At 42.8% G+C, this 21,919-nt stretch carries 19 protein-coding genes; 14 read left to right on the top strand and 5 right to left on the bottom strand.

Annotated features, from left to right (window positions below; translation table 11 throughout):
* Positions 1 to 14: 14 nt before the first annotated feature.
* From I8U27_RS18775 to I8U27_RS18765, 3 genes are all read right to left on the bottom strand, one after another.
* Positions 15 to 761: an LPXTG cell wall anchor domain-containing protein gene (locus I8U27_RS18775; protein WP_181750580.1), complete on the bottom strand. Its 747-nt coding sequence runs from the start codon at positions 759 to 761 to the stop codon at positions 15 to 17.
* Positions 762 to 1,073: 312 nt separating this feature from the next.
* Complete coding sequence (locus I8U27_RS18770; RefSeq protein ID WP_181750581.1) at positions 1,074 to 1,916, bottom strand: TIGR03943 family putative permease subunit; 843 nt, start codon at positions 1,914 to 1,916, stop codon at positions 1,074 to 1,076.
* A gap of 21 nt (positions 1,917 to 1,937) precedes the next feature.
* Complete coding sequence (locus tag I8U27_RS18765; protein WP_181750582.1) at positions 1,938 to 3,026, bottom strand: permease; 1,089 nt, start codon at positions 3,024 to 3,026, stop codon at positions 1,938 to 1,940.
* Positions 3,027 to 3,368: 342 nt separating this feature from the next.
* Here I8U27_RS18765 and I8U27_RS18760 point away from each other — a divergent pair, with 342 nt between their 5' ends.
* The 10 genes from I8U27_RS18760 to I8U27_RS18715 all read left to right on the top strand — a co-directional run bounded on the left by I8U27_RS18760 (position 3,369) and on the right by I8U27_RS18715 (position 17,424).
* Complete coding sequence (locus tag I8U27_RS18760; protein WP_258567730.1) at positions 3,369 to 4,583, top strand: GTP-binding protein; 1,215 nt, start codon at positions 3,369 to 3,371, stop codon at positions 4,581 to 4,583.
* A 568-nt stretch (positions 4,584 to 5,151) separates the two neighbouring features.
* Positions 5,152 to 5,298 (top strand): hypothetical protein, encoded by a 147-nt coding sequence (locus I8U27_RS18755; RefSeq protein ID WP_181750584.1) that lies wholly within the window; start codon positions 5,152 to 5,154, stop codon positions 5,296 to 5,298.
* A gap of 797 nt (positions 5,299 to 6,095) precedes the next feature.
* Positions 6,096 to 7,880 (top strand): sensor histidine kinase, encoded by a 1,785-nt coding sequence (locus I8U27_RS18750; protein WP_181750585.1) that lies wholly within the window; start codon positions 6,096 to 6,098, stop codon positions 7,878 to 7,880.
* A gap of 9 nt (positions 7,881 to 7,889) precedes the next feature.
* Entirely contained in the window at positions 7,890 to 9,470 is a 1,581-nt protein-coding gene (locus I8U27_RS18745) for a response regulator transcription factor (RefSeq protein ID WP_181750586.1), read from the top strand.
* 253 nt (positions 9,471 to 9,723) lie between these two features.
* Complete coding sequence (locus I8U27_RS18740; protein WP_181750587.1) at positions 9,724 to 10,677, top strand: carbohydrate ABC transporter permease; 954 nt, start codon at positions 9,724 to 9,726, stop codon at positions 10,675 to 10,677.
* The gene (locus I8U27_RS18735; protein WP_181750588.1) at positions 10,674 to 11,504 is read left to right on the top strand and encodes a carbohydrate ABC transporter permease; all 831 of its coding nucleotides are present in this window, start codon (positions 10,674 to 10,676) and stop codon (positions 11,502 to 11,504) included. Before I8U27_RS18740 ends, I8U27_RS18735 begins: the two co-directional genes overlap by 4 nt.
* Positions 11,505 to 11,549: 45 nt before the next feature.
* The gene (locus I8U27_RS18730) at positions 11,550 to 12,884 is read left to right on the top strand and encodes an ABC transporter substrate-binding protein (RefSeq protein ID WP_181750589.1); all 1,335 of its coding nucleotides are present in this window, start codon (positions 11,550 to 11,552) and stop codon (positions 12,882 to 12,884) included.
* 86 nt (positions 12,885 to 12,970) lie between these two features.
* Positions 12,971 to 14,071 (top strand): glycoside hydrolase family 88/105 protein, encoded by a 1,101-nt coding sequence (locus tag I8U27_RS18725; RefSeq protein ID WP_181750590.1) that lies wholly within the window; start codon positions 12,971 to 12,973, stop codon positions 14,069 to 14,071.
* A 274-nt stretch (positions 14,072 to 14,345) separates the two neighbouring features.
* Positions 14,346 to 15,746, top strand: coding sequence for a glucuronate isomerase (gene uxaC / locus I8U27_RS18720; protein ID WP_181750591.1), 1,401 nt, complete (start codon positions 14,346 to 14,348; stop codon positions 15,744 to 15,746).
* A 325-nt stretch (positions 15,747 to 16,071) separates the two neighbouring features.
* Entirely contained in the window at positions 16,072 to 17,424 is a 1,353-nt protein-coding gene (locus I8U27_RS18715) for a pectate lyase family protein (RefSeq protein WP_181750592.1), read from the top strand.
* A gap of 74 nt (positions 17,425 to 17,498) precedes the next feature.
* Here the strand turns inward: I8U27_RS18715 and I8U27_RS18710 are convergent, their stop codons facing one another.
* Together I8U27_RS18710 and I8U27_RS18705 are read right to left on the bottom strand one after the other, a co-directional pair.
* Positions 17,499 to 17,897: a hypothetical protein gene (locus I8U27_RS18710; RefSeq protein ID WP_181750593.1), complete on the bottom strand. Its 399-nt coding sequence runs from the start codon at positions 17,895 to 17,897 to the stop codon at positions 17,499 to 17,501.
* Positions 17,894 to 18,100, bottom strand: a complete 207-nt coding sequence (locus I8U27_RS18705; protein WP_181750594.1) for a helix-turn-helix transcriptional regulator — start codon at positions 18,098 to 18,100, stop codon at positions 17,894 to 17,896. Before I8U27_RS18705 ends, I8U27_RS18710 begins: the two co-directional genes overlap by 4 nt.
* Before the next feature lie 251 nt (positions 18,101 to 18,351).
* Here I8U27_RS18705 and I8U27_RS18700 point away from each other — a divergent pair, with 251 nt between their 5' ends.
* The 4 genes from I8U27_RS18700 (at position 18,352) to I8U27_RS18685 (ending at position 21,631) form a co-directional block, all read left to right on the top strand.
* Entirely contained in the window at positions 18,352 to 19,146 is a 795-nt protein-coding gene (locus tag I8U27_RS18700; protein WP_198065905.1) for an IclR family transcriptional regulator, read from the top strand.
* A 211-nt stretch (positions 19,147 to 19,357) separates the two neighbouring features.
* The gene (locus tag I8U27_RS18695) at positions 19,358 to 20,263 is read left to right on the top strand and encodes a fumarylacetoacetate hydrolase family protein (protein ID WP_181750595.1); all 906 of its coding nucleotides are present in this window, start codon (positions 19,358 to 19,360) and stop codon (positions 20,261 to 20,263) included.
* A 33-nt stretch (positions 20,264 to 20,296) separates the two neighbouring features.
* Positions 20,297 to 21,316 carry a zinc-dependent alcohol dehydrogenase gene (locus I8U27_RS18690; RefSeq protein ID WP_181750596.1) on the top strand — a complete coding sequence of 340 codons (1,020 nt, stop codon included), beginning with the start codon at positions 20,297 to 20,299 and terminating at the stop codon, positions 21,314 to 21,316.
* Between the two features lie 15 nt (positions 21,317 to 21,331).
* Positions 21,332 to 21,631: a hypothetical protein gene (locus I8U27_RS18685; RefSeq protein WP_232345662.1), complete on the top strand. Its 300-nt coding sequence runs from the start codon at positions 21,332 to 21,334 to the stop codon at positions 21,629 to 21,631.
* Positions 21,632 to 21,919: the final 288 nt, after the last annotated feature.

The raw sequence follows: 21,919 nt of genomic DNA, 5'->3' as shown, positions 1-21,919 counted from the left end.
GACTCGATCTAATATCATGCGGTACGACGGAAGAATAACAAACCTGCTCCAGCTGCAAGAAGTGCTGTACCTAATACCATAGCAAGCGGATATGTAGTTGCGGTTTTAGGCATTTTACCACCGTTGCCGTCATTGCCGTCATTGCCGTCATTGCCGCCATTACCACCGTTGCTGCCGTTGTCACCATTGCCGCCGTTACCGCCATTGTCACCATTACCACCGTTGCCGCCATTACCACCGTTGCCGCCGTTACCGCCATTGTCACCATTGCCACCGTTGTCGCCATTACCACCGTTGCCGCCGTTACCGCCATTGTCACCATTGCCACCGTTGTCGCCGTTATCGCCATTGTTGTCGTCATCACCAGTTTTTGCACAAACCATGCCTTTTTTGCCGGTGAGTTTCAAGACTGTGTTAGCTGTTTCACCGTTCAGTTTTCCGGTGAAATGAATATTAAAGCAGTATTCAACATGGGGTTTGAGATTTTCGAATTTTGCATGGAATTTGACGAGTGAGGACTGGTTAGCATGAACAGGCTTGCCTGCTTTGTTCGGTCCGACCGGGACAATTTTCCATTCTCCGCTATCTACTTTGTTTACACCAATCAGATTTGCCCAAACATCAATGGTTGTACCTTTGACCTCAACGTTCGCACCCAATTTGTGCTTACTGTTTACTTCTGACTGTGCAAATGCGTTCATCGGAAAGGACAGAACTGCAACAAGAGCCAAAACAGGTAACCATTTCATCCACTTGTTCAATCTTTTTTCCTCCTCGTTCCCGTAAAGATATTGTAATAAGGTTGTTACACTAATGTAATATAATACTTTGAAACATTCTTGTCTATGATTTTTTGGAATGTTCAATATATGGACAATTATTTTGTACCCCATTTATTTCTATCAATTTACTATTAGGGCAGAATTGACACAAGCTTTTTAAACAAGGTGTCAGCAATATTTATATAACATTGCTATGTAAAAGTTATTCGTATGAATTATTAATTTTTGTGTTCTATTTGATTCTTTTTTAACAACAATTCTCCAAATTGTCACAAATAAGGGCCAAAAGTTTCAATAATTAAAGTAGATATAGGGGTCTTTGGGCGGAGAAATGGTTTTGTAAGATGTAAGTTTAATCACAGGCATGTCATAGCCTTCCGGCTGAATCGTTTGTACAGTGCCAGTTGCTTCGATCCATTGATCTAACTTGAGATGTTGGGCACCCGGATAGGTGGTCAAGAGACCAACGACACCGGCGTCTGCTGTACAGCAAGTCACGGTAAAGCGTCCAATCACAAATTCATTCTTCTTCAAAGTCTCGTCACGATAAACAAAACCAATCAATCGAATTTTTTTACCCGAAAACTCTTTCGGATACATATTGATCGTATTCAGGTAATCAGCGTAATTTTTCTCTGTTAACGTGATCACAGGTTCTGCTTTGATTTGCTTTACAAATTTCTTATAGGGGTTTTCTATGTTGGCGAACTCCGGCTCTTTATTTGTTGCTGTTTCCTGATCTTGTTCATTTTGATCCTTTGAATCTTGTGTTGAATTGTTATTCGCTTGATTTTTACCTGCAAGTTTTTGTTGAGAAGCGATTGCTTGCGGTGTGAGATAGCTGACTCCTTTTTTGGCCGCGATATTTGCGTCTAATGCTTTAGGAGGCAAGAAGAAAAACATTAGGATTGGGAGCAGTACCAGGGCATATCCCCAAAACCCGATGTGATGCATCTCTTCCGCCTTTAAGTTCCACAGCTGAACTAATCCCAATATGATGAGCATCAGGATACTCAGGGCAACCAGCCATTTCAAACGCGGGTTTACAAAAAGAGAGATTTCACCCGACAGCAATAAACTGATCAACATGACCGCTGTTCCAAAGCATATTCCAACACGAATCCAGCCTCCCATTTTTCTTCATGCTCCTTTCTGTTAAAGAAACAGGATCAAAGACAAGAAAGTAAATAAAGTTGTTCCGGCAAAGAAAAACAAAACAACAGAAAGACGGAAGCTTCCCAGCATCATCATTACATTTTTTAAATCCATCATCGGGCCGTAAACGAGGAAGCCAAGCAGAGGAGCAGTCCCGATGACAGACCGGAACGACGCGGCTATGAATGCATCCGCAGACGAGCAGATGGACAGCCCGAAAGCCAGTCCGAGCATAAGGAAGATAGTTAAACTGTCTGATTCCGTAAAATTCTTAATGGCGGACAAGCCGACAAATGTTTGAAAAGAAGCTGCAATCAAGGCTCCGGCAATAAAATATTTACCCATATCGATAAACTCAAAGATGGCATGGTAGAAGGAGTGGGAAAGTCCCTTTTTACCGCCGTGATCATGTCCTGTACACTCCCCGGGGCGATAGGGAGAATGGGAACCGGAGGAACAATGGTGGTGCCGACTTGCCTGTAGTGGCTGGGCTCCGTCCTGTGTCTGTGTTTTTTCTTTCAAGACGTGTTTTCCGGAAAAAAAGAAGTAAAAAAGCATTCCCATTGCAGCGGCTATCCCCCCGCCAAAGACCAGGCGAAGTGTTACCATATCCCAGCTGTCGCCAAAAGCGAGATAGGTTGACGCGATGGTAACGGGATTGATGATCGGTGCGGCCAGTAAGAAAGTAAAAGCGAGATAAGAGGGAAAACCTTTTTGAATGAGCCGCCTTGCGACTGGAACAATTCCGCATTCACAGATGGGCAGTAAAATTCCCATGCATGTTGCCAGAGGGATCGACAGAAAAGGGTTTTTGGGAATCCATCTCCAAACCATTTCCTCATTCACATAGATATGAATAAGGCTTGAGATAAAAACACCGATCAAAATAAAAGGCAAGCCTTCAATAAATATACTTAAGAAAATAGTGGACAAGTTTTGCAACTCCGGTGCCAGATTGGCGCTCCAGCCTCTGGTCCAGCCAGTGAAAGCCGCTAACACACTGTAGCCGGAGGTAAGCAGATACATAAATGCTCCCAAAACGAGAATAACTGTAATCTCCACATAAAACGAACGAATCAGTCGAACCATGGAATCCTCCCCGAATGGATTTGGACAAACCTTCATTGTTATCAACTTATGCAATTAAATAAGTTTCATTCCTATTTATGTACTCCTACATTTTACATAGCTTTTTCTTCTTTCGTCAAACAAAAATAATAGATATTCATCCGCTCCCCAGCCAGTACCCTCTTTTTAGATCTTTATTCAGCAATAGAATATATCTATTTATATAAGAAATTATACAATGAAGGAAATTTTTATTTGACTAACAGGTAATCTATTATCTACAATGGGAAATACAAAACGTAATAATTACGATTTATTTAGGTATATAGCTGAAATGTACACAAATGATGGGAGATGAAAGAATTGAATCAACAGCACCGAATTCCAGTAACCGTATTAAGCGGATACCTGGGAGCAGGTAAGACAACGATGTTGAATCATGTCTTACATAATCGTGAAGGGCTGAAAGTAGCTGTTATTGTCAATGACATGAGTGAGGTTAATATAGATGCCGGTTTAATCAAAGAGGGCGGGGGGCTTTCTCGTACAGATGAAAAACTGGTGGAGATGTCCAACGGTTGTATCTGCTGTACGTTGCGTGAGGACCTGCTTAGGGAAGTTGAGCAATTAGCGAAACAGGGAAGGTTTGACTATATTCTTATTGAATCTTCTGGGATCAGTGAGCCGATCCCCGTTGCCCAAACCTTTACCTATATGGATGAGGAAAATGGAGTCAACCTTTCTTCTTTATGCCGTTTGGATTGCATGGTAACCGTGGTTGATGCATATCGTTTCTGGCATGACTATGCATCCGGAGAAAGTTTACTGGATCGCAAACAGGCGGTGGGAAACGAGGATACACGTGATGTGGCGGATTTACTGATCGATCAGATTGAATTCTGTGATGTGTTGGTGCTCAACAAATGCGACCTTGTCCAAGAGGAAGACCTGGAACAGTTGGAAAGAGTTTTTCGCAAAATACAGCCTGCTGCCAAAATTGTACGGGTCTCATATGGGAAAATCGACCCAAAGGAAATTTTGAACACAGGACGGTTTGATTTTGAACGGGCAAGCCAGTCGGCCGGCTGGATCAAAGAGCTGCAAAAAGACCACCATACACCTGAAACCGATGAATATGGCATTTCTTCATTTGTGTATCGAAAGCGTCAACCTTTTCATCCTGAACGACTGGCCGGATGGATGGAAGAATGGCCGGAAGCGGTTGTCCGTGCCAAAGGAATCATGTGGCTGGCTACCTGGCCAAACCATGTGATCAGTTTTAGCCAGGCGGGCACTTCCATCCAGATAGGACCGATCGGTCCATGGACAGCATCTCTTCCCCAAACTGAAAGACAAGCCATTTTAAAGGAAGACCCCGGCCTGGCACAGAGGTGGGACCCGGATTGGGGTGACCGTATGCAGGAAATCGTGTTTATTGGCATTGAGATGAATAAAGAAGAGATTATACGATCATTAGATCATTGCCTGTTGACCGAAAAGGAGATGAAGATGGACTGGACCCAATTTCCCGATCCCTTCCCTAAACCTCAATATGACTCGGGGGAGGTTACCATCTAGGAAATAAAAAATAACTTTGCCGGTTGGATCAGAACGAATGCCGCAGCTCGAAAAACAAAAAAGCCTGTGAACCAGTTTTATAGCCGTCACAGGCTTTTTTGTTTGTAAACCAACAGTATTAACTCCGGTTTGCTTGCCATTGATTTACATTGGCAATTGAGTATCGATATAAACGTCAGTGGGTGAAGACATCATATAAATAAGTTTTCTGTAAGAATGAACTCTTGTAACTACGGTTATCATTTCAGTACTATCTTGTAGTTGAAACAGATTTCACATTAGAGGCTAAATAGTAATATTATCGATAATTTTTTATTAAAGTAAGATAAATTCCCTACTTAGGACGTAACTTTAGAATCTTTGTGTGCGCGGACCTTATAAATTTACTTTAAATGGGTAATACTCCTCCAACTTTATTTAATGTGAATATTTATTATATAATAATCAAAAAAACTATCATATTGGAGTTGACATTATTGCTAACGTCTAAGTTGTTACCTGCCTTGGAGAAAGGTTATGAAGTGAAAGCGAGTCTTGTAGCTACGATCTCAGGAGCGAAGTGGGCGGCTTGGTTAAGATAGATGATCTTGCTCTGGTATATGCCAATTGCCATTGCATGATTCATCGAATGAAGGAACCGTTAACAATTGATAAATTACAGGAAGTAGTATTGAGGAATCAATCTATCAGCAATAAAAAAGCAATTGCCAGCTAATTGGTCGCTGTGTATCCTGTCTACTCATTTGAAGTCATGCTTGCAAATATATGGTAGAGAGAAATATATTACCATTTAAACTTTAAAAAATAATATCACAGCAGATCTGTATACAAGATGGTCTCTTTGGCATCTATTCACCACGCTTTTGTACTACAAACAAAGGAGGAAAAGAAGATTGTGGAAAAAGAAAAGATGGTGGTTTATCATCGCGAGCTTTCTGTGTCTCCTGTTTATTTTTGCGCTTTTTGTCCGTGAAGCCGTGGAAAGTGGTGCGAATCCTTTTTTGTTCCTTTTCGCGATCATTCAATTGGAACTAACTGATAAAGACCTCGTGTTGATCTCGGATTCCCACCCAAAATTGTATGTGATTTCTCTTGCAAAGGGCGATATAGAAACAGTTTTCAAAAAGAGGGGATGGTCTTTGGATGATCGGATGGGGAATGCTTTTTTCTTTCAAAAGGGGGACCAAAATATGATGATCATAAGATCGGGCTGGATATATCATTACATGATCTTGAAAGGAAGCGATTGAAGGCAATAATGATGGCTTTTGAGTATAGGATATCTGCTCTCATGAATGGTTCAGTTGCCTTGAGGCTGATAGAAGATTGCACCGGTTAAAAATATCAATTATATTATTAAATAAACAATTTACTATATTAACAAACGTTGTTATCCAACAATATTCTCCCGCAGCAAATCTACCTGAAAATTTCCACTCCCTAATTTTTGTTATATTTTGAATAGACCATATCACCCCCAATCTAAACCGCCCGAGGTGCATCTTGAATACGATGAAGGCTTTGATCAAGAAGGTGGTTGCCAGGTATTTCTTAGCTTCTTTCAAATCAACCATACTGAGTTTGTTCTTGCCGATTATTATTGTTTTTATCATGATGACAGGGATGGTCTCTTATTTATTGGCTGCCAGCCAACTTGAGGAAAATACCTATAAAAGTGTAAACGATACTGTTTTTCAGACGAAAAGCTATCTTGAAAACCGGTTATCGGACATATTTGAGGAATTGGTCGTGTTGTCAAACCACCCTGATACGCTTTCGCTGATTGCCAAAGACCCTAACAGGATTAGTCCGGAAGATTATATTAAGATGGATCATTTGATGGATACAATCTCCTCTAATAATCCCATAATCGAGTCTGTATTGATTCACCTTCATGACGGGAAGTTTGTGCTTAGCAACCACCAGGATTTTCGGGCCAAAATAAGCTTTTCTTACGGAGAATACCGGGATAAATATAACGGAAGCCCCCAGGATTACTATTGGCGAAATTTGCATCCTGATGATGTTTTTCACAGCTCCGGCGAGAAAAATGAAGTGGTCAGCGTCTTTAAGCTGATTGGCAGGAAGGGTTCAAAAGCAAACGGTATTCTGTTATTCAATCTGCGCCGGGATTTTTTTAATGAAGTCCTGGATGATTCGCTCCTTGGTGAAAACGGTTACTTTGTCCTGGTCAATGAGGATGGATTGATGGCGTTTAAAACGGTGGACCGCGAGTACTGGATGAATGATGAAGTCTTGAAGTATATGCAGGAGATCAAAACAGAGAAAGGCCAATTTGATTTCGAGAAGCCAAGCGGAAAAAAAATAATTGTTATTTATGATACGCTTGGGGTGAATAAGTGGAAGATTGCGGCAGTTTTCCCGGAAGAGGATATCCTGGAAAAAGTCAATTATATTAAATTTGTCACCCTGCTTGTGATTATTGTACTCATGATTGTTGCCATCTTTTTGGCGAGTTTAATTGCCAAGTTTATCACTCGGCCCATCTCTTATTTGGTCAGCAATATGAAGAAGATTCACGGAGGATTCCTGGATCTTAAACTGGATATCCACGGGGCGAGCGAAGTTGGAATTTTGTACAAGGGGATTCGGGATCTGGTTGTGCGGGTAAACAGGTTGCTCGATCAAATCAGAAAAGAGCAGGAGACGAAAAGGCAGCTTGAGCTGGCGGTGATGCAGGCTCAGATGAACCCCCATTTTTTGTATAATACGCTTTACTCTATTAAAGGACTCTGTGACATGCAATTACATAAGGATGCAAGCGCGATGGTGACCGCTCTCTCCAATTTTTTCCGGATCAGCATCAGTAAAGGGCAGGAGATCATCACGGTGCAAGAGGAAATTGACCATATCAGCAATTATCTGTTTATTCAGGAGATGCGCTACGGGGATGATTTTTCCTATGAAATTGATGTGGAACCTCATATTCTCAAATGCAGGATGATCAAACTGACCCTTCAGCCTCTCGTAGAAAATGCGATTTATCACGGGGTGAAGCAAAAGAGGGGGGCGGGCAGGATACAGGTAAAAGGGTATCAGACAGGAAACGACTTATGCTTTGAGGTTCGGGACAATGGAGCCGGAATGGCCGAAGAAAAACTGGAAGAGATCAGGGGAGGGCTTATCACTAATGATCCCCGGAAACTTGGATTTGGCGTTCGCAGTGTTCATGAACGCATCCAAATCCATTTTGGGAAATCTTACGGGTTGAGGATTGACAGCAAAAAGGGCGAAGGGACCGTGGCCAGGATCATCATTCCTTTGGCGGAAGGATAGGTGACAGGGATGTACAAGGTTTTGATTGTGGACGATGACCGCATCATTCGCAAGGGTTTGTCGGCCAGTATCCCCTGGGAAGATCATGGGTATCAGGTGGTGGGGGAAGCGGGCGATGGGGAAACAGGATTGCAAATGATTGAAGAGATCCGGCCGCATATAGTTATTTCCGATATCAAAATGCCATTTATGGATGGTTTGGAAATGGCCCGGCTGATCAAGGAGAACTACCCTGAGATAAAAGTGATCCTGTTGACCGGCTATGAGGATTTCAACTATGCGAAGGAAGCGATTGGCATCAAAGCTTTTGATTATATTCTCAAACCTGTTGAAAGCGCTGTCTTGCTGGAAAAAGTGAGCCTGGCCGCAACCGAATGGGAACAGGAGCGAAAAGTGGAGAAGAAAATGAGGGAAGCAATGCCGTTTTTGCGGCAGCGGTTTCTCAAAAAGCTGATCCATGGCCGTTGCCAGGAAGATGAAATCAGGAAAGAGCTGGGATTCCTTGGATTGGAGCTGAATGGCCCTTATTTTGCGGTATTCCTGGTCAAAGTGGACGATTATCACGGAGACCTGATGGAAAAAGAGATTCTGAAATTTTCCGTTTATAATATTTGCGAAGAAATCCTGGTCAAGGAGCGGAAAGGGATTGTTTTTGACTCGGACCGGGATGAGCTGGTCCTCATTTATTCCCATCAGGAAGAAGCGGAAACAGCAAACCGGGATATCTATGATTTAGCGGAGCAGATTCGGGAGAGCGTCAAACGATATCTGAAAACAACGCTTACCATAGCCATGGGCAGAGTTTTCAAAGATTTATCCGGAATCTCTTTATCCTATGAGGAGGCGAGATCGGCGATTGAATTCAGGCATCTGATTGGAAAAGATCAGGTGTTTTCAATTGCCGATACAGGCCTCCCCCGCCATAACGCTTCCTTACAGGGCATGGATATTGAAAACGAGCTTGTGATGAAAGTGAAATTAGGTTTGAAGCAGGAAGTATTAACGCTGATGGAGGAATGGGAAGGTCAGCTTCTTCAGCAGAAATATATATCTCTCCACCAGGTCCGGCTGATGGCGATCCAAATGGTTGTACTGCTGTTCAGGGAGGCCGGGATGTGGGCGAAAGAGTGGGAGGAAAAAAATCGCCAGGAGCTTGTTTCCCACTATAATGTGATCAATGAACTGCAAACCATTCAGGAAATAATAAAAAAAGTTACGCTGATTTCACTGGATATTGTTTCCCATGTGAATGCCCGGAGAGAGAGCCAGAAGCATTCAGCCATTAAAAAGGCTGTGAAGTGTATTGAAGAAAACTATGCCAAAGAAGGTCTGTCCTTGCAGGATGTAGCCAAAGAGGTACATATTAGTCCCACCTATTTGAGTATACTCTTTAAACAGGAAAAGAATATCAATTTTTCTGAGTTTCTGCTGGAAACAAGAATGAAAAAAGCAATGGAGCTGTTAAGAAATCAGGATTTGAAAGCGTACGAGGTGGCGGAAAGAGTCGGGTATAATAATCCGCAGTATTTCAGCGTCAGTTTTAAAAAGTATACCGGGTATTCACCATTGGAGTTTAAGAAGCAGGAGTAAACGTACCCGGAAGAAGCTTCATCCGGTCCGGGTAAGCGGACATGAAAAAGAGTATGACAGAGCGGTCTTTTTACGGAATTTGTCCGTAAAAGACCGCTTTAATTTTTCCGGAAAACTGGAATGTTTCTTTTTTCTATTTTAAATGATCAAACTTATAAAAATATAAAACGTTTTCAATAAGATATTTAATTCTGATGGTACCGTCTGTTTTTTACAATAAAACCATAACCGGCGAAAGAAGGGAGAGGTGAAAATGGAAAATGGATTGCGCTTACAAGAAAAGACAGCATCATACAAAGCCAGGGAGAAACCGGCGGCGAAGTTCAAATACGAAAAATGGATTCCTTATCTGTTCATCTCCCCGACTGTTTTATTGGTGTTCGGCTTTTTGTTCTATCCGCTGGGGAATGTTTTCTACTACAGTCTTCAAAACTATAATTTAACCACGCCTTATTATAACGGATTTATTGGTTTGGATAACTTTGTAAAAATCTTTACCGAAGACCCCCAATTTTTCTCCAGTCTGGGAATTACCTTTAAATGGGTGGTTGCTCAAGTAGGGTTACAGCTTGTATTCGGCATGGGAGTCGCCCTTCTTTTGAATCAAACATTTAAATTCCGCGCTTTTGCAAGGGCAGCCGCGTTTATACCCTGGGCCATTTCGGGCGTTTTGGCCTCTGTGATGTGGTCTCTGATGTACAACGAACATATGGGAGTGATCAATGATATTTTACTGAAACTGGGGATCATTGATGAAGGGAAAGCCTGGCTTGCCGACATAGACACGGCATTCCCGGCGGTGATCATCGCGGAGCTGTGGAGAGGGATCCCGTTTTTTGCCATTACGTTGCTGGCCTCCCTTCAAAGTATTCCCGTGGAACTTTATGAAGCGGCCAAAGTGGATGGGGCGGGGCGTTTAAAAACATTTCTTTATATCACCCTTCCCCAATTGAAAAATACGATTGTTTTGACTACTCTTCTTCGCACCATCTGGGAGTTCAACAATATTGACCTTATCTATAATTTGACCGGCGGCGGTCCGGCTCACCAAACCACCACACTGACAATGTATATTGCCGAGCAGGCCATCCACGGCAGCAACTTTGGCTACGGCTCAGCTTTGACGGTCGTCTCCTGCGCAATCCTTCTCGTTTTCGCAATCGCCTATCTCAGGATTACCCGTTTTGAAAGGGAGGCGAAAGAATGAGCAAATTGAAATGGGATCGGGTGATTGTCTTTTACCTGCCGCTTGCCATGATGATGGTTTTTACCCTGTTTCCGTTTTATTGGACAGTCAACACGGCTTTCAAAAGCGAGGGGGATATTATTCAGCGTCCGTTAGAATATATCCCTGGCTCGCCGACGATTGAAAATTTTGTTGTGGCGTGGAATAGTGTCGGCTTTTCCACCTATTTCAAAAACAGCACATTGGTTGCCGTTTTTACCGTCTGCACCGTCCTCTTGTTTTCAACGCTGGCCGGGTATGCCCTGAGCAGATACCAGTTTAAAGGAAAGCGGGCATTTCTGCTTTTGCTGTTAGCCACTCAGTTTGTGCCCAGATCGATGCTCATAATTCCCCTGTTTATTATCTTTAAGAACCTTGGTTTGATCAGCAATCCGTTATCTTTGATTATTACGTATAGCGCAATTGAGCTTCCTTTTACATCCGTTCTGATGAATGGATTTATATCCAATGTTCCCCGGCAGCTGGAGGAAGCAGCGATGATTGATGGATGCAGCCGTTTGCAGGCGATCCGGCACGTCGTATTTCCGCTGTTGCTGCCGGGAATCATAGCCACATCTGTTTTTACCTTTATCTATGTATGGAACGAGTTCCTGCTTGCCTTAATGCTGACCAATCAGCAGAGCAGCTTTACGCTTCCGGTCGGATTAAGCTACATGATGGGCGAATTTAATATCAATTATGGTGCCCTTGCCGCCGGCAGTGTGATTGCCATCATTCCTGCAATTATCTTGTTTGCCTATGCGCAAAAATATTTGGTTAATGGCCTGGGCGGGGCTGTTAAGGGATAAATACAGATTGATTCCATACTGAGTTGGTAAGGGAGGAGAAACAATATGTATAAAAAAGTATTTCGTACCATTTTAGCTTTAAGCCTGGTTACTTCATTATTTCTTGCCGGGTGTGGACAGGAAAAAACAGCAATCAATGGTGACAATCATTCAGCATCCGGCGGCAAAGTGGTGCTGACCTTCTGGGACGAAAATGCCGGTCCTCAGCGTACGCCTATTTATGAAGAGTTAATCAAGCGGTTTGAGGCGCAAAATCCAAATATCGACATCCAGTATGTCGGCCTTCCCAAAAACTCGGCCAAACAAAAATACGATGCGGCCATTGCGGCAAATGACATGCCTGATGTAGCGGGAGTCCAGACCAGCTGGCTGCCCGAGTTTTCTATACGTGGAGCGTTGCTCCCATTGGATGATTATTTTAACCAGTGGAGTGAGAAGGGGAAAATCAATGAACCAACGATTGACTTTAACCGGAATATCGTAGTGGACAAGAAGTTATACGGAATCCCCTATACGCAAAATCTGGATATTCTGTGGTATCGCCCTGACTGGTTTAAGGAGTCAGGTGTGAAGCCGCTGGAAACCTGGGATGAATTTTTCACCGCAGTAGAAAAAATGACAGATAAGGGCAAAAATCGTTATGGATTCAGCATCCGCGGAGGGGCCGGGGGATCTTTCCAATTACAAAGAATGATGTATGCCTACTCAGGCATTGACAAATATTTTGATAAGAGTGGCAAAAGTACAATTAATGATCCGAAGCACGTGGAGTTTGTAAAGAAATATTTGGGTCTTTACAAAAAGTACACACCGGAAAGTGATATTACCAACGGTTACAAAGAAATGGTCGCCGGCTTTGATACCGGAGCGGTTGCTCTGGTGCAGCATAATATCGGCTCGTACGGGGAACACAGTAAAGCATTGAAGCCGGAACAGTTTGCAGCTTTGCCTCTCCCGAAAACGGCGGATGGAAAATATGTGGCGGAAGGCGGCAATTCCATCAATTTCAGTATTTTTAAAACGACCAGGCACCCGAAGGAAGCCTGGAAATTTGTAAGCTTTATGACTTCTGCGGAAAGCCAGAGCTATTGGAACCAAAATACCGGCCAAATCCCGACTCATGCCGATGTGTTGAATGAAAAGTGGGTCAAGGATGCACAGCATATTCAAACCGCATTTAAAGTACTGGAAGATCCGAACATGGTCTTCTATAATCCCGCGTTCTATCTGCCGGATTACAGATCCATTCTTGACAATGTTGTTGATCCCGGCATCCAGGCGGTCATGAGCGGTAAAAAGTCGGTAGAAGACTTCCTCAATGAGTGGGCCGGGGCGATGGAGAAATCCAAACAGCAGTATGATGCCCATTTTAAGAAGTAGTTGAAACAAGGGGCCTGACGGCATCCGAACCTCTATTCCATCAAATATCAGTGATCATTTTTGTCTGGAAAGAAAGGAGCCATTCCATGAATCAACCGGATTCAGCAGGCAGTCCTTTAACGATTGCGGAGAGGGCATGTGAAACCCTTATGAATTGGTATACGCCGGCTGACCTGCCCCCGGCAAATCGCTGGCATTACCACCAGGGAGTCTTTTTGTACGGGATGCTGAAAGTTTGGGAGAGGACGGGAAGAGAGAAATACATCCGGTATATAAAAGATTATGTTGATCTTCTTGTGGATCAGGAGGGAAATTTCCTTTTCGCCAGAGATGAACTGGATTCGATCCAGGCGGGAATATTATTGTTCCCCTTATATAAGCAGACCAATGACCGAAGATACAGAATTGCAGCTGACAAACTGAGAAATCTGTTTCGTACGCTGAATAAGACAAAAGAAGGCGGATTTTGGCACAAAGACAAGTACCCTTATCAAATGTGGCTGGACGGCTTGTTCATGGCGGGACCCTTTGCCTTACTGTATAATCGGCAGTTCCGTGAGCCGGAGCTGATTGACATGGTGTTATACCAGGAAAAATTAATGAGAAAACATATGAAGGACGAACAGACAGGGCTGTTATATCATGCTTGGGATGAAAGCAAAGACATGCCGTGGGCAGACCCTGACACAGGATGCTCCCCGGAATTTTGGGGGAGATCTGTTGGCTGGTATGGTACAGCATTAGTGGATATTTTGGATCTTCTTCCCGAGGGCCATCCGGGCAGATTGGAACTGATCCAGTCGTTACAGGAATATGTACGCGGTTTAACTCAATTCCAGGACAAACAAACAGGATTATGGTATCAGGTTGTTGACAAAGGCGAACGGGTAGACAACTGGCTTGAATCATCCTGCTCCAGCCTGTTCATTTACACCATTGCGAAATCAGTTGAAAAACAATATATCAATCATCGGTATTTGGAAGTGGCGAGAAAAGCCTACCAGGGATTGCTGGACCATATGATTGCCTGGAAAGAGGAGCAATTTATCATGAAGGGAATCTGCATCGGTACTTCAGCAGGCGATTATGGTTATTATGTATCCCGTCCAACCTCGGAAAATGATTTGCATGGTGTAGGCGCTTTTATACTTGCCAGTATGGCGCTGCAAGAACTGATTGGGAAGTAGCTTTCTGGTGTAAAAACCGCAAAGGGCATATGCAAACAGGAAAGAAAGCGGGGACAATGAAAAATTACCCCGCTTTTTCTCTTGACCACCATTTGCCTGATCAATTAAAACGATTTCCCTTGTTTTTAAAATAGTGAAATCAGGTGTTGATAAGGAAAGGGTGGTCATCTATTATTAATAATAACAACGTTGTTATTTTGAGGTGAAAGCTATATGCCACCGCAATATCTGGATCATCTTGAAGGGTAAGAAAGCAGGAAGGCGGGGAAACAGGGTGAAAAAATTTTTAGATGAAAACTTTTTGCTGTCCAATCAAACAGCTGCAGATTTGTACCACAATTATGCGAAAGAGATGCCGATCATTGATTATCATTGCCATTTAAGTCCGCAGGAAATCTATGAAAATAAACGATACAAAAATATTACGGAAGTATGGCTGTACGGGGATCATTACAAATGGAGAGTCATGCGGGCTAACGGCGTGGATGAACGATATGTAACGGGAGACGGGAGCGACTATGATAAGTTTGCGGCTTATGCCAAAACCGTGCCGATGACGATCGGTAACCCGCTGTATCATTGGTCCCACCTGGAGCTTCAGCGTTACTTTGGAGTAACAGAATTGCTGAATGAACAGAATGCGCCCGTGATTTGGGAAAAAGTGAACGAGAAATTGAATAGCGAAGATTTTGGGGCAAGGGATATCATTAAAAAATCAAATGTGAAAGTCGTTGTTACGACAGATGATCCTGTTGATTCTTTGGAATATCATCTGAAGATTAAAAAGCTTGAAGACTTTGATGTGAAGGTTTTTCCTTCTTTTCGGCCGGACAAAGGGCTTGAGATCAACAGGAAAGGATTTTTCGACTGGGTGCATAAACTTGGGCAGGCATCCAGGCAGCCGGTTGGTGATTATGATCAATTCCTGGCGGCTTTGGAATCGCGGGTCCGATTCTTCCACTCTGTCGGAGGAAGAATCTCCGACCATGCCCTTGATTATGTTCCTTATGCGGAAACGACGAAGGAGGAAGCCGCAGCTATTTATGCCAGGGCTTTGCAGGGAAATACAATAAGCTTAGAGGAAGAAAAGAAATATAAAACCTATACCCTGCTTTTCCTGGGGAAACTTTATCATGAGCTGGGATGGGTTATGCAGTTCCATATCAATGCGGCCAGAAACAATAATACGAGAATGTTCCGGCAGCTGGGGCCTGACACGGGATATGATTCGATGAATGACAGTTTGATCGCCTATCCGCTATGCCGGTTATTAGACACCCTGGATACAGAGAATGCTTTGCCCAAAACAATTTTATATTCATTAAATCCCAATGATAATCATATTCTTGCAACGATGATAGGCTCGTTTCAGGGCGGAGGGATTGCGGGAAAAATTCAATTCGGTTCCGCCTGGTGGTTCAATGACACCATAGAAGGCATGATCCGGCAGATGAAGGTATTGGCCGATTGCGGATTATTGAGCCGCTTTGTTGGCATGTTAACAGATTCAAGAAGCTTTTTATCTTATACAAGACATGAGTATTTTAGAAGAATCTTATGCAATTTAATAGGAGAATGGGTGGAGAACGGGGAGTTCCCGAATGACAAAGAGTTGCTGGGAACCATTGTTGAAAATATTTGTTACCGGAATGCAAAAAGTTACTTCGGGCTTTAAAGGAATCTGTCTCCTGACCCGGGTACCGCCACGGCACGTCTGCTATATGATAATACAAAGAAAAATAACCAAATGAGAAACAGGGCTTCCTCATACAGGATTGCCCTTTTTCTATGTTATTTGCGATATCAAAAGTGTTTGTTCATATCCCGGTAACAGGACAAGCACTTGATTCCCACGGCAAAAAAATACATAAATATTTCAAACATTATTGTAAATACATTTGATTATGATTTTGTTTGAAATATCCTAAACTGGGGATGAAATCTGCTAAAACCTGCTTGCAGATTAAATGTAAGCGGTTAAAAAAAGAAGAGGTGAAAACGTGAAAAAACTATTGAGTACAGTTTTGGCGACATCTCTCCTGGCAGTTTCATTTACTTCAGTGCATGCGGGCGGCAAAGATCCGGGCCGCGAGGTGCTGGGGCCAAAGGATGGCTGGGCGGCGGCCAGAACGGAAAACCTGACGGGAACAACGGGAGGGGCGGCAGCGGATGCAGACCATGTATTTACGGTAACCAACCGGAGAGAGCTTATTGAAGCGTTGAAAGGGGACAAGTTAACCACTCAGGAAAATGACACCCCGAAAATCATTTATGTCAGGGGTACTATCAAAATGAATGTGGATGAACATAATCAGGAGCTGACTGCTGAGGATTACAGCAAGGGTACGGGGTATGACTTTGAAAAATATTTGGCTGAATATGCACCGGAAAAGTGGGGAATGGACGAAGAGGTTTATGGGCCGTTGGAGAGCGCACGGGCAGCTGCACAGAAAAAACAAGAAGAGCAAATCATGGTTAAAGTCGGTTCAAACACCACCATTATCGGCAAAGGGGATGATGCCAAAATTATAGGCGGAGGTCTGATCCTGGATCATGTGCAAAATGTGATCATCCGGAATATTGAGTTTGAAGCGCCGATCGACTATTTCCCGCAATGGGACCCGACAGATGGTTCGGAAGGAAATTGGAATTCCGAATACGATAATATTTCCATTTTGAACGGCACCCACCATGTCTGGATTGACCACAATACATTCAGTGACGGTGCACATCCGGACAGCGCTTCTGGAGAATATTTTGGCCGCCCGTATCAACAGCACGACGGATTGCTGGATGTCAAAAACGGAGCAAATTATGTCACGGTTTCGTACAACGTATTCCAGGATCATGACAAAGTCACCATTGTTGGTTCCAGTGACCATAACGGCCATATCGACCGCGGAAAGTTAAAAGTCACCTTCCACCACAACCATTACAAAAATTTAAGCCAGCGCCTTCCCCGGGTCCGTTTCGGAGAGGTGCATGTCTATAATAACTACTATGAGTTCTCAAAGGAATCGGAGTATAGGTTTGATTATGCATTAGGTGTGGGTGTTGAGTCTAAAATTTATGCGGAAAACAATTATTTCGATTTTGATTATAATGTTGATCCGTCCAAAATTCTTAAGAACTGGAAAGGAACATCGATATATGAAGATGGCTCCATGATCAGTGGCCGCAGCAAACACCACCGGGTGGATCTTGTTGCCGCCTACAACCGGGCCACTACAGATCCCGCCCAGAGGTTTAATGAAAACGTGGGCTGGGTTCCCCGGCTATATAACCGCATCGATCCAACACAAAGCGTACCGGCGCTGGTTCAAGCACAAGCAGGTGCAGGAAAATTAAAATAGCATCATACTTTTCAAGGCATCACTTCTGCCAAACCATTTTGTGGCTCTCTCATCAAGAAAGAGCCACTAATTTGCTATCTGTATCGTCTTGCAATGAAAAATTGGATGACCGGAAAAATGACGATAGCAAGACATAGCGCCGCAAGCAATGAAATGTTTCCAAATTCATTTTTCCTCACAAAAATAATTCTGTCTAAAATCCACAGTAAAAAAAGGCTTCCTGTCAATATATGGTAACTGATTTTAGCGCTTGTGGCTGCAATTTGCTTTCCCATTTCATCTTTCTGTATTTTATTGTCCGACCCCCATGTCAGAAATTGAAACCAGGAGGTCAGTAATAACACCCATACAATGATATCAGATACTTCAATGCTCATCCCATTTATAAAATCGGCGATATACATGATCGCTAAAAATATGGAAATGCTCCCCAATATAATGATTATAGCGATATTTGATCTATTTTTCGTCACGAGTTTTCCCCCTTTTTATATTTAAAAAGCTCATCAACTGTTACACCTAAAATTTTCGCCAATTCAAATGCTAACGCTAAACTGGGGTCATATTTATTATTTTCAATCGCATTAATTGTTTGGCGGGATACCCGGCAATGATTAGCCAGTTCCTCCTGGGACATTTTTTTGGCTTTTCTCAGTTCTTTGATTCGATTTTCCATCCCTGTCATCTCACCCCCCGAAATGTAAAAGATATTTTACATCTTTATATTAATACACACCGGAGAGGATGTCAAATATGTTTTACAAAATAAAAACAGGGTTACAGTTCCATCCCTTTCTTCAATCAGACATTGCAACCCGCACGGATCAGTTTAAATTTGGTTGACAAATGGAAAAAGTCAATACATACTTTAAATATAATATATTTATCGAATGATGTTCGCATATGCGAATGGATAGTGGTGATGATATGAATCATTTTAAAAAGAATAAGTCCGCTTCACGAGTCATGGAAATTTTAAGTTTACTTTCTACAGAAAAAAGGCCTCTGACATTGGCAGAAGTTAGCCAGATGTTAAATATACCGAAGAGCAGTGCATTTGAGATTCTTTATACCATGGTTGACCAGGGATTCCTGGAAGAGAATGAGAAACTTAAAACGTTTGAGTTAGGGATCAAGCTGTATGAAATCGGAGCTTCTGTTTTAGCTAATACCGAAATGCATCAAGTTGTTCATCCGTTTTTAGACGAGATGAGTGCGAAAACAGGTGAAACCGCTTTTTTGGCTATTGAAAATCAAGGTGAGCTTTTATATTTAGATAAAGCGGAATCGTTATCTTCAGTCCGGACAACGGGAACCCTGGGATCAAGAATGCCGCTGTATTGTACGGGTTTGGGAAAAGCGTTGTTAGCCGCATATTCTGATGACAGGGTAAAAGAGATTACGGGTGGCGGAGCACTGGTTCCCAAAACACCATACACGATTTCCCATTATGATGATCTGGTCCGTGATTTAAATCTTATTCGCCAGCGGGGTTATGCAATAGATAATAGAGAAAATGAACTTGAAGTTTTTTGTGTGGCTGCCGCGATCTATGATCAATTTAATAAACCAATTGGTGCTATCAGTATCGCAAGTCTGGCTTCCAAAATGAATGAAGATCGTTTGCAGAAGTTTAGTGAAATTGTGGTAGAAACAGCTCTAATGATTTCAAGAAGACTGGGTTTTTTAGGTAAACAGTTATACTTCAATTTTAAAGAGTAGGGGCCCATTGTTCATATCTAAATTTTTTTAGGCATCGAATCGAACGTCGTTCATATATGCGAACAATTATGCGGATTGCTGAATAAGATGATATTTTTCTTTTCATCCATTTTTAGATGAAACATGTAAATGATGTACTTCTTAAAGGAGGTGATGGCTGACTGCGGTGTAGTGACAGAAACATTGGTTATTAAAAAAGGGGGAAAACAGCATGCATTTTATAATGTATCAGGTTGATGGAAAACAATATTTGGGGATCAAACAGCAAAGTCATGTCATTGATTTGAAAGCGCTTTCCGACGAGTATTGTAACCGCTTTAACCAGTCCCCTCCCGTTCTGCTTACTGATATGCTGACATTGATTCAACAAGGGGACAAAGCCAAAACCTATGTTAAAACCCTTACAGATTGGTTAGAAACAAATAAAGATACTGATTTATCCGTCAAACATCTACTGGATGATGTTTCGATCCTCGCGCCGCTCTGCAATCCCGGCAAAGTTGTCTGTGTGGGTAATAATTATATGGACCATTGCCGGGAGCAAAATGTGGAGCCGCCGAAAAAGCCGTTAATTTTTTCAAAATGGCCTTCTTGTATCATCGGTCCGGAAGCAGAAATATTATTGCCCGAGAATTCCGAACAGGTTGATTTTGAAGCCGAGCTGGCCGTTGTCATTGGAAAACGCGGGAAAAACATTGCGGAAGAGGAAGCTTTTAATTACGTGTTTGGCTACACAATCTTAAATGATATAAGTGCACGGGATGTCCAATTTGCGGACGGCCAGTGGGTGAGAGGAAAATCATTTGATACATTTGCGCCTTTGGGGCCAGCAATCGTGACCGCTGATGAAATTGAAAATCCTCATCATTTGGCCATCAAATTAGATCTTAACGGAGAAGTGTTACAGGATTCTAATACATCTCACATGATCTTCAAGATTCCCTATCTAATCTCATACTTATCAAAAGGTTTTACCTTTGAACCCGGTGACATCATTGCAACAGGAACACCGCATGGAGTTGGTGTATTCCGCAATCCCCAGGTGTTTTTGAAACATGGCGATATATGTACGGTTGAGATTGAAAAAATCGGCCTTCTAAAAAATAGGGTCAGATAGAAAGAAAATGATTGAACAGGATTGGAGAGAAATATGAAAACACTTGTATGGACTGGGCCTAACACAATGAAAGTTGAACAGCAGGATATTCCGTCTGTTCAACAAGGTGAGGTTCTGATCATGGTAGAAACAGTGGGCATCTGCGGTTCGGAAATAGAAGGGTTTTTGGGTCACAATAGTTTGCGCAAACCGCCGCTCGTAATGGGGCACGAATTTTGTGGTAGAATCGCCAAACTTGGAGAAGATGCAGGAAGTTTTTCTATCGGCAGTAAGGTTGTTGTCAATCCGCTGATTCATTGCGGCCAATGTGACCGGTGCAGAAGAGGAGTGGAAAACCTTTGTGATAACCGGGAGATTATAGGAATCCATCGTCCCGGAGCTTTTGCGGAATATGTGGTTGTCCCTGCTTCATCCGTAACTGTTGTTCCGGAAGACTTAAATTCAAATCGTGCCTCTTTAGCCGAGCCGCTTGCATGTTGTTTAAGAGCTGTCAGAAGGGTACTTTCCATTTATCCATTTGCAAATGTTTTGATTTACGGAGCAGGAGCAATCGGTTTATTAAGCGGTTTGGTTGCAAAAATTTTGGGAGCGAATAAGGTTATCATCCTGGATTTGAATAATGAACGGCTCAAGACGGTACAGCAGGCGGGAATTGATTTTGTAATCAATCCCAAAACAGAAGATGTTCCGGCACGTATAAGCAAGATTGCAGGGGAGAAAGGAATTGATGTGATTATTGATGCGGCCGGTTTTCTTCCAACCCGTACACAGGCTTTTGAGTTAATCAACCCTGGCGGAGTAATTATGAATATTGGACTCGGAATTGATGAAACGCCTCTTCGCATTAATCATTTAATTAGAAGTGAAATTACGGTGCTGGGTTCTTTCTGTTATACAAGGCAAGACTTTCATGATGCAGTGCAGCTTCTGGTGGACGGGAAAATTTCTGAGGAAGGCTGGTCTGAAACCCGCCCTCTCGAAGCAGGCCAGGATGCGTTTAGTGAAATTGTTGCCGGGAAAGCAACAGAAAGCAAAATATTCCTGCAACCATAAGGGGGAGGAAAACTTATGAGTAAAGTAGGGCGTAAAATTGCTGCAATCCGTGCTTATGTCGTGGAAGGCGGGGGCGGAGACTATCATGATCAAGGACAAGAGCATTGGATTGTACAACAAATCTCCACGCCCATGAGTATCTATCCGGAATACAAATCGACCCGTACCAGCTTTGGAATTAATGCTTTAAAAACGATTGTAGTAGAAGTGGAAGCTGACAATGGCACCGTTGGTTTTGGCATCTCTACCGGGGGATATCCTGCTGCCTGGTTAAAGTCCAAAAGAGGCAAAATGGCTGTCCAGAGAAGAAGGTGAATATCTGGAAAGCACGAACTCTGATGAGCAAAAAGTAGAAAAGCCTATCGGCAGCTTCCGGGATATATTTAAAAGCAAAAATGTGTGGCTGTTATTGGTTTTTTATTTCCTGATTCAGATGGGATACTATGGATTTAGTCTGTGGCTGCCGACGAAGATTCACAATATGTTGTATCCCCCTCCGGGTCTTGTACCGGAATGATTCATCATTATTATCCGGAACTTTTCCGGGATGACCCGGTTAATCTGAACAGAGTAGAGCAGCTGATTAAAAAGACCTTTGAGTTT

It is taken from the genome of Paenactinomyces guangxiensis (assembly GCF_016055185.1).
Classification (GTDB): domain Bacteria; phylum Bacillota; class Bacilli; order Thermoactinomycetales; family Thermoactinomycetaceae; genus Paenactinomyces; species Paenactinomyces guangxiensis.
Note: the sequence above shows the minus strand (reverse complement) of the source record. Positions and strands in the feature narration are given on the sequence as shown.

What these genes read in the sequence shown, in the direction of transcription:
- I8U27_RS18685 (WP_232345662.1), top strand. Translation starts at nt 21,332, where the DNA reads ATGAGTAAAGTAGGGCGTAAAATTGCTGCAATCCGTGCTTATGTCGTG.
- I8U27_RS18770 (WP_181750581.1), bottom strand. Translation starts at nt 1,916, where the DNA reads ATGGGAGGCTGGATTCGTGTTGGAATATGCTTTGGAACAGCGGTCATG.
- I8U27_RS18725 (WP_181750590.1), top strand. Translation starts at nt 12,971, where the DNA reads ATGAATCAACCGGATTCAGCAGGCAGTCCTTTAACGATTGCGGAGAGG.
- I8U27_RS18695 (WP_181750595.1), top strand. Translation starts at nt 19,358, where the DNA reads ATGCATTTTATAATGTATCAGGTTGATGGAAAACAATATTTGGGGATC.
- I8U27_RS18730 (WP_181750589.1), top strand. Translation starts at nt 11,550, where the DNA reads ATGTATAAAAAAGTATTTCGTACCATTTTAGCTTTAAGCCTGGTTACT.
- I8U27_RS18700 (WP_198065905.1), top strand. Translation starts at nt 18,352, where the DNA reads ATGAATCATTTTAAAAAGAATAAGTCCGCTTCACGAGTCATGGAAATT.
- I8U27_RS18745 (WP_181750586.1), top strand. Translation starts at nt 7,890, where the DNA reads ATGTACAAGGTTTTGATTGTGGACGATGACCGCATCATTCGCAAGGGT.
- I8U27_RS18690 (WP_181750596.1), top strand. Translation starts at nt 20,297, where the DNA reads ATGAAAACACTTGTATGGACTGGGCCTAACACAATGAAAGTTGAACAG.
- I8U27_RS18735 (WP_181750588.1), top strand. Translation starts at nt 10,674, where the DNA reads ATGAGCAAATTGAAATGGGATCGGGTGATTGTCTTTTACCTGCCGCTT.
- I8U27_RS18750 (WP_181750585.1), top strand. Translation starts at nt 6,096, where the DNA reads ATGAAGGCTTTGATCAAGAAGGTGGTTGCCAGGTATTTCTTAGCTTCT.
- I8U27_RS18705 (WP_181750594.1), bottom strand. Translation starts at nt 18,100, where the DNA reads ATGGAAAATCGAATCAAAGAACTGAGAAAAGCCAAAAAAATGTCCCAG.
- I8U27_RS18740 (WP_181750587.1), top strand. Translation starts at nt 9,724, where the DNA reads ATGGAAAATGGATTGCGCTTACAAGAAAAGACAGCATCATACAAAGCC.
- I8U27_RS18765 (WP_181750582.1), bottom strand. Translation starts at nt 3,026, where the DNA reads ATGGTTCGACTGATTCGTTCGTTTTATGTGGAGATTACAGTTATTCTC.